Here is a 12272-nt window from a genome sequence, read left to right on the forward strand (position 1 = left end):
CAACGCGGGGAAGGAATTTCCTGTCGGCCTACATTATACGCAATTGCTGGCGTTGGCGCGGCCCGATGGGGCTGCTACATCCCCGCCAATGTCTCGCGTCATCCCTTTCATCAAACGCTTCGTTCCTGCGCTGGCTCCGGTCAGCTGGGGAGAGCGATTGCGCGCGTCGGTTGGGGCTGTGGTCGGCATTTTGGTGACGGGCATGGTTGCCAGATTGGCGTTGGGTGGATCATCCGATCTGCCACTGCTGATCGCGCCGATGGGCGCCTCGGCGGTGTTGTTGTTTGCGGTGCCGACAAGTCCGCTGGCGCAACCATGGTCGATCATTGGCGGCAATACGATTGCAGCGCTGATCGGAGTGACCTGTGCGCGCTATATCGGCGACGTGATGCTGGCCGCTGCGCTCGCAGCCGGATTGGCGATTGCCGTGATGATGGTGCTGCGGTGCCTCCATCCGCCAAGCGGGGCAGTGGCGCTGACGGCTGTTTTGGGTGGGCCCGCCATTCAGTCGGCCGGCTATGGCTTCGTCATCTGGCCGGTGCTGGTTAATTCGGTGCTTCTGCTATGCGCGGCGCTCCTGTTCAACAACCTGACCGGGCGACGCTATCCGCACCTGACGCCGGTAGCGGGTAATCGACACAAGACGGCCGATCCGCTGCCATCTGGGCGGCTGGGCGTGAGCAAGGACGACATCGCGGCGGTGCTCGCTCAGTATGATCTGGTGCTGCCGGTGGCCACCGATGAGCTGGAAGACATTCTGCATCGGGCCGAAGTGCGTGCCTATGATCGTCGGTCAGGCGGGATCGTCTGCGGACAAATCATGAGCCGGGATGTGCAGTCGGTTGGCCCGAAGACCAGCCTGCGCGAAGCCTTGCGCCACCTGCGCGAACATCACATCAAGGCGCTGCCCGTGGTGGATAACGATAACCGCGTGATCGGCATCCTGACGCAGACTGATCTGCTCGATAAGGCCGACTGGGGCATGGCTGAGGCAAAGCCCGGCCTGCGGGCGCGACTGCGCTCGGTCCGCAATTCTGAACTGCGGCTCAAGGGCAAGGTTGAGGACATCATGAGCGCGCCGGTTAAAGCCGCACGGCCCGAAACGGCGATTGCCGAAATCGTGCCCTTCATGGCGGATGCCGGGCTGCATCACCTGCCGGTGGTTGATGCGGAGGGGCATCTGGTCGGCATGGTCACGCAGTCCGACGTGATGGCGGCCATGTTTGCGGTGGCGTCGGACGCTTCCGCCTAGCGCCAGCCGCCACGCGATTCCAGCGATGACTTGAGGATCAGCGTCAGCACTGCCATCAGCGCCAGCGTCGAGGCGGCCGCAAAGGCGCCGGTAACGTTGAAGTCGTTGAACAGCTGGCTGATCTGGAGGGGCAGGGTGTTGGTCTTGCCGCGAATGGCGCCGGACACGACCGAAACCGCGCCAAATTCCCCCATGACGCGGGCATTGGTCAGGATCGCGCCATAAAGGATTGCCCAGCGAATATTGGGCAGAGTGACGAACCAGAACATCTGCCAGCCGTTGGCGCCGAGCGAGAGGGCGGCTTCCTCGTCCTCGGTGCCCTGCTGCTGCATTAGTGGGATCAGCTCACGCGCAACGAATGGCGCGGTGACGAAGAGGCTGACTAGGATGATCGCGGTGACGGTGAACATCAACTGGATGCCCGCGCCCTGCAACGTCGGGCCGAGCAGGCCCTGGCCGCCATAGAGGAACAGATAAACCACGCCAGCAACGATTGGGCTGACGGCGGCCGGCAACTCGATGATGGTGATCAGCACGTTGCGGCCGGGGAACTTGAACCGCGTCACCAGCCAGGCAAGACAAATGCCGACCACAATGTTGATCGGCACCACGACAAGCGCCGTCAGCACGGTAAGCCAGATGGCGTGCAGCGTGTTGGGCTCAAGGATATTGGCGAAATAGACGCCGACACCTTCGCGCAGCGCAAAGGCGAAGATCACCGCTAGCGGCACGACCAGCATCAGGATCGACAGGCCAAAGGCCAGCCCGATCAGTGTGCGTTCAGCGGTGGAGCGGGTGTGTTTGCGCGCGGTGGCAGACATCAGCGGCTCCGATCGGCGTAGCGGTTTTGCCAGGACTGCAGGGCGTTGGTCAGCAGCAACAGCAGGAAGGCGGAGAGCAGCAGGACAAAGGCCAAGGCGGCGGCCGCCTGGTAATTGTATTCGTCGAGGCGAATGTAGATCAGCAGCGAGACGATTTCGGTAAGGCCCGGCAGATTGCCGGCAATGAACACTACCGCGCCGAATTCGCCGAGCGAACGGGCGAAGGAAAGCACACAACCGGCCATGAAGGCGGGCATGATCGTGGGCCAGATGACGCGGGCAAAGGTCTGCCAGTTGGTGGCGCCCAGCGTGCGCGCGGCTTCTTCGAGGTCGACCTGAATTTCTTCGAGCACCGGCTGGACGGTGCGCACCACGAAGGGGATCGAGGTGAAGGTCATCGCAATGATGATGCCGATCTGGGTGTAGTTGACTTTGATGCCATTGGGTTCAAGGAACTGGCCGTACCAGCCGGTGCTGTGGAACAGCGTGACAAGCACGAGGCCGGCGACGGCCGTCGGCAGCGCGAAGGGCAAATCCACGAGTGCGTCGAGGATGCGCTTGCCGGGGAAGCTGTAGCGCGTGAGCACCCAGGCCAGCAGCAGCCCGAAGGCGCCATTGAAAATGGTGGCGATCAAGGCGGAGCTGAAGGTTATGCGATAGGCCGCCAGCGAACGCGGCGAGGCGACTATGCGCCAGAACTCGGCCCAGCCCATGCCGCCGACCTTGAGCAACATGGCCAGTAGCGGCAGCACGATGATGATGGTCAGGTAAAGCATGGAGACGCCAAGCGTCAGCCCGAAGCCGGGCAGCAAATGCTTGCTTCGTCTCGTCGCCATATCAGTCCTTCAAATAGCCAAGCGGCGTGGCTTTGGGCCACGCCGCGGAATTTAAGTCAGTAGTGCTTACTGATTGACGAAGACCTTGTCGAGCAGACCGCCGTCGGCGAAGTGCTCGGCGGAAACCTTGTCCCAGCCACCGAAGGCGTCTTCGATGGTCAGCAGGCGCACTTCGGGGAAATCGGCGGCGTGCTTGGCGGCGACGGTTTCGTCGTGGACGCGGTTGTAGTTGGAGGCGAGGACTTCCTGGCCTTCTGGTGTGTAGAGGTAGTCAAGGTAAGCCTTGGCGATTTCCTGGCTGCCACGAGCGTCGGCAACCTTGTCGACGACTGCGACGGGGAATTCGGCCAGCAGGCTCACGGCAGGCACCACGGCGTCGTACTTATCGGTACCGAGCTGGTGGCGGATGCCCTGAACTTCGGCTTCGAAGGTGATCAGGACGTCGCCCAGTTCGCGCTCGGTGAAGGCAGTGGTGGCAGCGCGGCCGCCGGTTTCAAACACTGGAACGTTGGCGAACACCTTGGTCAGGTACTCTTCGACCTTGGCTTCGTCGTTCGCGAACTCTTCATTGGCCCAGGCGCGGGCGGCCAGATAGGTGTAGCGCGCGTTGCCGGACGTCTTTGGGTTCGGGAAGATCACGCCGACGTCGTCGCGAGCCAGATCAGCCCAGCCGACGATGTTCTTCGGGTTACCGGCGCGGACCAGGAAAGCTGGCAGCGAGTAGTATGGCGATGCGTTGTTGGGGAACTCTTTGGCCCAATCGGCGGACACGAAACCGGCGTCAGCCAGCTTTTGGATGTCCGTCACCTGATTGAAGGTCACGACGTCAGCCTGTAGGCCTTCCAGGACAGCGCGGGCCTGAGCGGACGAGCCGGCATGGGATTGGTTGACGGTGATGGTCGAGCCACTCTCGGCGGCATAGGCTGGCACGAACTCGGCGTTGACGGCCTCGAACAGCTCGCGGGCGATGTCATAGGACACGTTCAGAATGTCAGTCGGCTGGGCGAAAGCCGGAGTGCTGCCAAGGGCAAGCGCCGTTGCGGCGATGGCGAAGAACTTGTTCATGTGACGCTGTGTTCCAACGAAAAAGGGACGTTGGACGATTTGATGCAATGGTGCTTGCACTCGCGTCTAGCGGTAAACGCTTGGATTGGATGAGTAATTTAGCATCGTGCCGTGAGGGGCAATCGTGTTGCCCAAACCGGCGCTGTGACGCGATATCGTTTCGGGCAAAGTGCCGGCCGCCCGAGGCGACCGGCGGATCATATCAGCGCGAAACGGCGCGCCCGATGACAATGATAATGCAGGCGCCGATGAAACCGGCGACGAGATAGCCGATCCAGCCACCGAACGAAATGCCGAGCAGGCCGAACGCCAGGCTGGCCAGAATTGCACCAACAATGCCCAGAATGACGTTCTTGAGCACGCCGCCGCCGGCATTCATGAAGATGCTCGCCAGCCACCCGGCCAGACCGCCGATGATGATTGCAGCAATCCAACCTACGCCATCAAAACCCATTTTTTCCCTCCTGAATGGACTCGCAACGCAGTGAGCGTGGCACAGGCGGGCTAGATTGCAAGGATCTGCCGGTTTCCCGCTTCAGAATGCCGATCACGTCTGAGCCGCGACATTTGCGCGCTTGAGCAGATTTTCTCGTAATTTGATGGGCCGACATGCACGGTATTGCCGCCAAATTAATGATTGAAGACAATACGTTAGCGAGATCGTGTCGCCCGATATGGGCGAGCGAGCGGCCCAGAAGGGCCACAGAATTCGTGCGTCAGGTTGAGTAGATGACTATCAGATCTATTGTCCCATTTCCTGTTGAAATGGAGTTCGTCAGATATGCGCTCGATAGTGCGGCTATCGTGGCAATGACGGATGTGAAGGGGCAAATAACCTTCGTTAATCGCAAGTTCTGCGAGATCAGCGGATACTCAAAGGAAGAATTGGTGGGTGGCAATCACCGTATGCTGCATTCGGGCGTGCACGACGAGCAGTTCTTTCGTGAGATGTATCGTGTCATTGCCAATGGCAATGTGTGGCACGGTGAGATCTGTAATCGCCGCAAGGACGGAACGCTGTACTGGGTTGATACGACTATCGTGCCTCATGTCGGCGCCAGCGGCAGAGTCGATAGTTATACCGCGATCCGTTTCGATATTACGGCGCGGCATCAGGCGCAAAGCGAGCTGCATCGCATCGTCAATGTTGATCCCATGACGGGTATCCCCAACCGAAGGCATTTCCAGCAGTATCTGGAAGAGGCGCTGCGCGCCGCCGGCTCGAAAGGCGAGGCGGTGTTTTTGGCGCTGCTCGACATCGATACCTTCAAGGAGATCAACGACTGGTTCGGCCACGATGTCGGCGATCGGCTGTTGCGCATTATCGGAGAGCGGCTCGGCACGCTGGGGCAGGCGGGCTACTTCGTTGCGCGTCTGGGTGGGGACGAGTTCGGCATAGTGTTGACCGGCAAGTCATCGGACCGGGCCCGGGCCATCATCAATCAGGTTCTGGCTATGGTCCGACAGCCGGCGCTGTTGGGTGACTTCACTCGGCGCTGCACCGCCAGCATTGGCGTGTCGGAATCTCCAGGCGACGGCGAAACGGCCGAGGAATTGTTTAAAAATGCCGATTTGGCGCTCTATCGGGCCAAAGATCTAGGACGCGACCGGGCCAGCTTCTTCGAGAACCGGCTGCGCGACGTTTCGCGGCAACGCAACGAGTTGGCCCAGACAATCGAGGATGGCCTCAATCGGGGACAATTTCTGCTCCACTACCAGCCCGTGGTGCCGGTAGCGCCAGGCGGAGTGGTCTCGCTTGAGGGCCTGCTGCGCTGGCGCCACCCCATCAAGGGAATGACATCCCCAGGGGAATTTCTGTCCGATTTGCATGATCCGGGCCTGTTTGCCGAGCTTGGCATGCTGGTGGTGGAACTGGCCGTGCAGGACATGGTGGCTATGATGGAGCAGGGGCTGCCTGTCGGGCGCGTCGCCATCAACGTGACCAATGCCGATTTTCGGTCAGATCAGTTCGCTAACAAGTTCTTCGAACTGATCGAGTCGGTGGGTCTGCCCCCGAGCAAGTTCTGCATGGAAGTGACCGAGGGTGTTTTCCTCGGGCGCGACTTCGCCGATATTGAGCGGCGCATTTGCCGATTGCATGAGGCCGGGGTTGAGGTGGCGCTGGATGACTTCGGGACTGGCTTTGCCAGCCTGTCGCATCTGCGGCGCATGCCGATCGACCGGGTAAAGATCGATCGGACCTTCGTTTCCAACCTGGCCCAGAGCAGTGCGGACCTCGCCATCGTGCGCGGGATCATCGATATCTCCCATGGCATGGGCATGGTGGTGACGGCAGAAGGCGTGGAGACGCGCGAGCAGTTCGAGATGTTGCGCGATCTGGGCTGCGACAGCATGCAGGGCTGGTATTTTGCCAAGGCGCAGGCGCGTGATCGGCTGCCCTACGTGCTGAAGAACCTGCCAAGTACACAGCGACTACCAGGCGAGGTCGCGCACCGTGCCGCCAGCTAAGGGGCGTGCGCGACCCCACACGCAGTGACCTTCATAGTATGAACCATGACATGAGAAAGGCGCCATTCTTGCGAGTGGCGCCTTCGATATTGATTCCGACTTGTCCGCTAAAGTCTTATTAGTTCAGCGATTTTACTGGTTCGGCGAACAGGTCGTATTCGTCGCTGTCCGTCACGAGGACGTCGACCATGTCCCCTGGCTTGATGCCTGTGGCGTTGGATACGATGACCTGACCGTCGATCTCTGGCGCGTCCCACTTGGAGCGGGCAATAGCCTTGTTCTGCTCGGGCTGCACGTCATCGACGATAACCTGGATGGTTCGGCCGACCTTTTTGGCCAACTGACCGGTCGACACGTTCTGGGCGACTTCCATCAGGCGCTCGAAACGATCCTGCATGATCTCGTCGGGCACGATGCCTTCGAGTTCATTGGCAGGCGCGCCGGTGACGGGCTCATACTTAAAGCAACCCGCGCGGTCGATTTCGGCCTCTTCGATGAAGTCGAGCATCATCTCGAAGTCTTCTTCGGTCTCGCCGGGGAAGCCGACGATGAAGTTGGAACGTACAGTCAGATCAGGCACTTGCTCGCGCCATTTCAGAATACGATTCAGCGTCTTGTCCTGGTGGGCTGGACGGCGCATGGCCTTGAGCACCTTCGGCGAAGCGTGCTGGAAGGGAATGTCGAGATAGGGCAGGACGAGGCCATCGGCCATCAGTTCCATGACCTGATCGACATGCGGGTAGGGGTAGACATAGTGCAGGCGCACCCAGGCGCCGAGCTGGCCGAGTTCCTTGGCGAGGTCATAGAACTTCGCCTTGACCGGACGGCCGCGGTAATTGCTCTCGGCATACTTAATGTCCACGCCGTAGGCGCTGGTGTCCTGAGAGATAACCAGCAGTTCCTTGACGCCCGAGCGGATCAGGCCTTCGGCCTCGCCCAGAATGCCGGCAGCAGGACGCGATGCGAGGTCGCCACGGATCTGCGGGATGATGCAGAACGAGCAGCGATTGTTGCAGCCTTCGGAAATCTTGAGATAGGCGTAATGGCGCGGCGTTAGCTTGAGGCCCTGTTCAGGCACAAGATCGACGAACTTGTTTGGCACCGGCGGCAGATGCTCGTGCACGGCGCTGACGACGTTCTCGTACTGGTGCGGGCCAGAAATGGCGAGCACCGACGGATGCGTCTTGCGGATCAGTTCTTCTTCGACACCCAGGCAGCCCGTTACGATCACGCGACCGTTTTCGTTGAGGGCTTCGCCGATGGCTTCGAGCGATTCCTGCTTGGCGGAATCGAGGAAACCACAGGTGTTGACGAGGACGATGTCGGCGCCGGCATAGTCGCGGCTGAACGAATAGCCCTGCGAACGCAGCGTGGACATAATCCGCTCGCTATCGACAAGGGCTTTGGGGCAGCCGAGGCTGACGAGGCCAATTTTTGGCGCTTGGCTCATGAGAGCATGAATTCCAATGTGGGAATGGTTGGCCGCGTCATACAGAAAGTTTGACGGTTACGCAATGTGACTGCCTCCCGCGCTGCGCGGGGCAGGTGTGTCGATTTTGGCGAACACGCAGTCTTGATTGTTTCAATCAGCGAACAGTGCGTCTGCACTTGGCCATGTTTTGTGAGACTGGCGTTTAGTTTAGTGGAAAAATCGGATGAGCTGCCGCGTGGCAGTATCCGTATTTCATTGCTCTAAAGGAGCCTCAATGTTCGATCGTCTCTCCGCCTACGCGCCGCAGGCCCTCGCAGTGCTCCGCATCGTCGCAGCCGTTTTGTTTTTTGCTCACGGCGTACAAAAAGTGCTCGGCTTTCCTGAAGGCATGTTGCCGCCTGTGGGCAGCATCTTCTGGTTTGCCGGCATCATTGAAATCGTCACCGGTATCCTGATCGCGATCGGGTTCTTTACCCGTCCGGCAGCGTTCCTCGCTTCCGGCACCATGGCTGTGGCCTACTGGCTGGCCCATGCGCCTGCCTCGCCACTGCCTGTCAGCAATGGTGGCGACGCTGCGATCCTGTTCTGCTTCCTGTTCCTCTATCTGGTGTTCGCCGGCCCAGGCGCCTGGAGCGTCAACAAGAAGTAAGCTTGTGATGTGAATGAAGAAGGCCGCCGGAACTGAGGTTCCGGCGGCCTTTTTTTGTTTTGGGGGGTGGGCCCAGATGTCAGGTCACATCCTTGGGCGTCGGCGTCCGCTTCGCGGTGCGGCGGGGTTTGAATACTTCGCCGGACGCGGTGGCAGGCGCGCGAACTGGTTCGCCGGCGGGCGGTACATATGGCGCTGGCTCGGTTGCCGGCGTGATGTATTCGTCGGCCTCGGCGTAATCGACGTCTTCGCCTTCTTCGGCCAGATCGCGAATGGCTTCGCGCACTTCATCGAGCAGCGAGGCCGAGTAGCGCGAGCGATTGACCGTATCGCCGCTCGATTCGTTGGATTTGAACCAGACCAGCAGCGCCTCGCAGAGAATGCGCAGGCCGACCAGTGACAACAGGCCAAACACCGCGATTTCCAGCAGGCCCCACAGGCCATTGCCGAAGCCGTAGCCGAAGGTGAAGAACAGATGGCTCACGGCCCAGAGCAGGATGCTGGCGAGGCCCAGCGCATAAAGAATCGGCACCAGCTTGGGTGACAGGATGGCGTCGAGCCGGAACAGCGTTTGGCGCGTAAACAGGCGCTTGAGATCATCAAGGGTCATTTCGTCCTCCAAGGGGCGATTCGAATGTTACGCAACTTGGCTATGCAAACCAGTGCTGACAAGGCTTTCCTCGGTTGCGGAAATGGTGGGGCCGAAGCGCCCTTCAAACGCGGTCCGCAGCACAGAATCAACTTCCGGCATTGAAACCAGCTGACCGAGGTCCTCAACGCTGGTTACGCCGTGATCCCTGATTCCACACGGCACTATGCCATCGTAATGGCCGAGATCAGGCATCACGTTGAGCGAAATGCCGTGGAACGTCACCCATTTGGAGACGCGGACGCCGATGGCGGCGATCTTGTCTTCGCTCAGCGCGCCCTTTTCCGGGCGCTTGACCCAGACGCCAATGCGGCCATCGCGGCGTTCGCCGGTGATATTGTAGGCGGCTAGTGTATCGATCACCCAGCCTTCAAGCCCTTGCACCAGGCAGCGGATGTCGCGGCCGCGCTGGGTCAGGTCGAGCATGACATAGGCCACGCGCTGGCCGGGGCCATGATAGGTGTATTGCCCACCGCGACCGGCATCATAGACCGGAAAGCGGTCCGACAGCAGATCCTCGGGCATGGCGGAGGTGCCGGCGGTGTAAAGCGGTGGGTGTTCCAGCAGCCAGATGGCTTCCTCGGCCCCTCCAGCAGCAATGGCGGCGGCGCGACGGCGCATGGCGTCCAGCGCTACCGGGTAGGGAACTGGATCGGAAGAAATGATCCACTGAACGGGTCTGGCGTCGTTTCGTGCCAATTTGTTACTGATTTCGCATCCGGCAATGCCGGTCGTTAACGCTTCCATAACCATGCCTGCCAGAGAGTTGCCTGTATCAGATTCAGCGGCCGCAGATTTTGGGCCGGGACGGGTTCCGCACATATCTATGAGCACATTAGACAATATTGAAGTGGACATCACTGTCGAGCTTGGTGCGGCGAAGATGCCGATCCACCATTTGCTTCGCATGGGTCGCGGCGCGGTGATCGAGCTCGATGCCACCGAAAACGATCCACTCAACATTTACGCCAACAATACACTGATCGCCCATGGCGAAGTCAGTGTCGAGGATGGCCATCTGCGCGTGCAGATCACCGAAAAGATCTTCCGGCGCGGCTAGCCGCACCAATCGGCCGCTCATAACGGCCTGCACACCAGGCCTTTTGCGCTCAGCCGTTCTCGATTTTTGTGCCGTTCGGCTCCGTCCGACCAGAAATCCGACATCCCCAGCGCCTTCCACGACCAACCTGTGGGAAATCTTGATTTAAGTGCTTGAGGTTAGGGATGACCTTTGCTACATCCCCACTCGCTTCGCCCGGTTAGGGTGATGCCTACCAAATGTGCGGTCGTGGCGGAATTGGTAGACGCGCAGCGTTGAGGTCGCTGTGCCCGAAAGGGCGTGGAAGTTCGAGTCTTCTCGACCGCACCAAACTCTCCCATTATCTCAATGGGGCCAAAGAGTTGAAGGATTACAGGCACTTGTAGCAGCCCACCCACTACAAAGGGCGCTACAAGTGGCTATCCTCATGACGACACTCTCCAAAGCAAAGAACGGCGATTGGTTCGCTCGCAAGGCGATACCTCCCGATGTGCGAGACGCTTATCAGCTCGCCTATGGCGTTCGTCAGGAAGTGCGCTTCCGGCTGGCTGGAACTGTCCCGCAAAATCTGGCCAAGGCCGAGTTTGGCGCATGGGTCTCAGAAGTCGAGTCGCGCATCGGCCTCATGCGATCTGCTCAGTCGGGCGACTCAGTTCAGCTCACTCATCGTCAGGTCCATGTTGTCGTCGGGCGCTGGTACGATTGGTTTGTCGCCCAACACGATGCGCTTCCGCTTCCCTTAGAGGTTTGGGACAGCCTCTTTGAGCAATACCAAAGCGCGCTTGAGTCGTTCGGTGGGCTTACCGCTCACGATGATGACAGCGAGTCGCCGCAATGGCATCGCACGCTCGTTCTAGCCAAGGTCACTGAGATTTCTCGACTACCGTCTTTCTTGGCACAGGAAGCTCTGTTGCTGGACAGCGTCAGTCACGCCGCTCTTCTGGATGCCTTACAGCCCCATCTAGTTGCTGCCATGTCGTTCATGAGGCGGCAGGCAGGGGGAGACTTTTCTCCAGACAGCCACCGCACCACGTTGCCCAATGCAGGGCCTGTTGCGCCGAGCAATGTCAAACTCGCTGGCATGAATGCTTGGGGCGCGTTTGAGGCATGGGTCGCTGAGCGTAAGCCTGCAGCAGCGACCGTCAATCGGTGGCGTGGCGTTCTGGAGCATCTCAACAAGCATCTCGATGGCCGTGACGTTGCGCTGGTGACCGATGAAGACGCGGTCGCGTGGAAGGACAAGTTGGTAACGGGTGCTGCCAGTGGCCGCACCATCAACGAAGTCTGGCTCACAGCGGCCCGTGGAGTGTTCAATTGGGTGAAGACCCAGAAGAAGATTTCCAGCAATCCCTTCGACGGCATCAAGGTTGCGGTGGCGAAGTCTGGTCCGACCAAGACCGAGTTCACTGATGACGATGCCAAAGCCATCCTTACCGCTACACTGGTCCCCCTCAGCGCCAGAACGTCACCATACTTCGCTGCGGCGGTGCGGTGGGTGCCATGGCTTTGCGCGTACACCGGGGCTAGGGCGGGGGAGATGACGCAGCTTCGCCGTGAGGACGTTGAGAAGCACCGAGACGGTTTCTGGACGCTCCGAATTAGCCCTGAGGCAGGCACGGTGAAGGGCGCTGTGACCCGTACAGTCGTTCTGCATGACCATCTGGTAGAGCAGGGGTTTGTGGACTTCGTCACCCGTGCGGGCAGGGGACCACTATTCTACGACCCCAAGGCAGGTGGTAGCCGTTCGACCAGCAAGACAGATGACCCGCTGAACCCCGTGCGTCCCATGTATGTGCTGCTTCGGCAGAAGCTTGCAGAATGGGTCCGTAACCTCGGCGTTACCGATAAGGGCGTGAGTCCGAACCATGCTTGGCGGCATACGTTCAAGCGTCGTGCAGCTCGTGCCAAGATCGAGCAGCGCATTCGTGACGCGTTCTGTGGTCACAGCGCTGGTCATGTTGGAGCGATCTATGAGCTGCCGACTGTTGAGGATTTGGCTGAGGCCATAAAGGACCTCCCGCGCTACCCCGTAGACACCCCCTAACAGCTCCTTGAACGGC

At 59.9% G+C, this 12272-nt stretch carries 12 protein-coding genes and 1 tRNA gene; 6 read left to right on the forward strand and 7 right to left on the reverse strand.

The annotated features are described in order from the left end of the window. The first annotated feature begins 88 nt into the window (after positions 1-88). On the forward strand, positions 89-1252 hold the full coding sequence (locus tag ABIE28_RS06190) for an HPP family protein (protein ID WP_354061109.1): 1164 nt from the start codon (positions 89-91) through the stop codon (positions 1250-1252). Here ABIE28_RS06190 and cysW read toward each other — a convergent pair. The 4 genes from cysW to ABIE28_RS06210 form a co-directional block, all read right to left on the reverse strand. Further along, on the reverse strand, positions 1249-2073 hold the full coding sequence (cysW, locus tag ABIE28_RS06195) for a sulfate ABC transporter permease subunit CysW (RefSeq protein WP_354061111.1): 825 nt from the start codon (positions 2071-2073) through the stop codon (positions 1249-1251). The genes ABIE28_RS06190 and cysW overlap by 4 nt on opposite strands. After that, positions 2073-2909, reverse strand: a complete 837-nt coding sequence (gene cysT / locus ABIE28_RS06200) for a sulfate ABC transporter permease subunit CysT (protein ID WP_354061113.1) — start codon at positions 2907-2909, stop codon at positions 2073-2075. Before cysT ends, cysW begins: the two co-directional genes overlap by 1 nt. 66 nt (positions 2910-2975) lie before the next feature. Next, complete coding sequence (cysP, locus tag ABIE28_RS06205) at positions 2976-3974, reverse strand: thiosulfate ABC transporter substrate-binding protein CysP (protein ID WP_354061115.1); 999 nt, start codon at positions 3972-3974, stop codon at positions 2976-2978. Positions 3975-4176: 202 nt separating this feature from the next. Next, entirely contained in the window at positions 4177-4428 is a 252-nt protein-coding gene (locus ABIE28_RS06210; protein ID WP_354061117.1) for a GlsB/YeaQ/YmgE family stress response membrane protein, read from the reverse strand. A gap of 275 nt (positions 4429-4703) precedes the next feature. Here ABIE28_RS06210 and ABIE28_RS06215 point away from each other — a divergent pair, with 275 nt between their 5' ends. Further along, positions 4704-6443 carry a putative bifunctional diguanylate cyclase/phosphodiesterase gene (locus ABIE28_RS06215; protein ID WP_354061118.1) on the forward strand — a complete coding sequence of 580 codons (1740 nt, stop codon included), beginning with the start codon at positions 4704-4706 and terminating at the stop codon, positions 6441-6443. Between the two features lie 118 nt (positions 6444-6561). Here ABIE28_RS06215 and rimO read toward each other — a convergent pair whose 3' ends face one another. Further along, on the reverse strand, positions 6562-7893 hold the full coding sequence (rimO, locus tag ABIE28_RS06220; protein ID WP_354061120.1) for a 30S ribosomal protein S12 methylthiotransferase RimO: 1332 nt from the start codon (positions 7891-7893) through the stop codon (positions 6562-6564). Between the two features lie 256 nt (positions 7894-8149). Between rimO and ABIE28_RS06225 the strand changes: the two genes are divergently transcribed. After that, a complete protein-coding gene (locus ABIE28_RS06225) occupies positions 8150-8524 on the forward strand; it encodes a DoxX family protein (protein ID WP_354061122.1) in 375 nt (124 codons plus the stop codon). Positions 8525-8603: 79 nt separating this feature from the next. Here the strand turns inward: ABIE28_RS06225 and ABIE28_RS06230 are convergent, their stop codons facing one another. Next, on the reverse strand, positions 8604-9134 hold the full coding sequence (locus tag ABIE28_RS06230; protein ID WP_354061123.1) for a DUF4282 domain-containing protein: 531 nt from the start codon (positions 9132-9134) through the stop codon (positions 8604-8606). Between the two features lie 27 nt (positions 9135-9161). Next, complete coding sequence (gene lipB / locus ABIE28_RS06235; protein WP_502913363.1) at positions 9162-9926, reverse strand: lipoyl(octanoyl) transferase LipB; 765 nt, start codon at positions 9924-9926, stop codon at positions 9162-9164. A gap of 73 nt (positions 9927-9999) precedes the next feature. On the opposite strand from lipB, the gene ABIE28_RS06240 reads away from it, so the two are divergent. The 3 genes from ABIE28_RS06240 to ABIE28_RS06250 all read left to right on the forward strand — a co-directional run bounded on the left by ABIE28_RS06240 (position 10000) and on the right by ABIE28_RS06250 (position 12256). Further along, on the forward strand, positions 10000-10233 hold the full coding sequence (locus tag ABIE28_RS06240) for a FliM/FliN family flagellar motor switch protein (RefSeq protein WP_354061127.1): 234 nt from the start codon (positions 10000-10002) through the stop codon (positions 10231-10233). A gap of 222 nt (positions 10234-10455) precedes the next feature. Continuing rightward, positions 10456-10542 (forward strand) — tRNA-Leu (locus ABIE28_RS06245). A gap of 97 nt (positions 10543-10639) precedes the next feature. Next, complete coding sequence (locus ABIE28_RS06250; RefSeq protein WP_354061129.1) at positions 10640-12256, forward strand: hypothetical protein; 1617 nt, start codon at positions 10640-10642, stop codon at positions 12254-12256. Positions 12257-12272 lie beyond the last annotated feature (16 nt).

The sequence above is a fragment of the Devosia sp. 2618 genome (assembly GCF_040546815.1).
Taxonomy (GTDB): domain Bacteria; phylum Pseudomonadota; class Alphaproteobacteria; order Rhizobiales; family Devosiaceae; genus Devosia.

Bases quoted from the DNA above. Each gene is read 5' to 3' on its own strand.
- ABIE28_RS06190 (WP_354061109.1), top strand. From the start codon at position 89: ATGTCTCGCGTCATCCCTTTCATCAAACGCTTCGTTCCTGCGCTGGCT.
- cysW (WP_354061111.1), bottom strand. From the start codon at position 2,073: ATGTCTGCCACCGCGCGCAAACACACCCGCTCCACCGCTGAACGCACA.
- cysT (WP_354061113.1), bottom strand. From the start codon at position 2,909: ATGGCGACGAGACGAAGCAAGCATTTGCTGCCCGGCTTCGGGCTGACG.
- cysP (WP_354061115.1), bottom strand. From the start codon at position 3,974: ATGAACAAGTTCTTCGCCATCGCCGCAACGGCGCTTGCCCTTGGCAGC.
- ABIE28_RS06210 (WP_354061117.1), bottom strand. From the start codon at position 4,428: ATGGGTTTTGATGGCGTAGGTTGGATTGCTGCAATCATCATCGGCGGT.
- ABIE28_RS06215 (WP_354061118.1), top strand. From the start codon at position 4,704: ATGACTATCAGATCTATTGTCCCATTTCCTGTTGAAATGGAGTTCGTC.
- rimO (WP_354061120.1), bottom strand. From the start codon at position 7,893: ATGAGCCAAGCGCCAAAAATTGGCCTCGTCAGCCTCGGCTGCCCCAAA.
- ABIE28_RS06225 (WP_354061122.1), top strand. From the start codon at position 8,150: ATGTTCGATCGTCTCTCCGCCTACGCGCCGCAGGCCCTCGCAGTGCTC.
- ABIE28_RS06230 (WP_354061123.1), bottom strand. From the start codon at position 9,134: ATGACCCTTGATGATCTCAAGCGCCTGTTTACGCGCCAAACGCTGTTC.
- lipB (WP_502913363.1), bottom strand. From the start codon at position 9,926: ATGGTTATGGAAGCGTTAACGACCGGCATTGCCGGATGCGAAATCAGT.
- ABIE28_RS06240 (WP_354061127.1), top strand. From the start codon at position 10,000: ATGAGCACATTAGACAATATTGAAGTGGACATCACTGTCGAGCTTGGT.
- ABIE28_RS06250 (WP_354061129.1), top strand. From the start codon at position 10,640: ATGACGACACTCTCCAAAGCAAAGAACGGCGATTGGTTCGCTCGCAAG.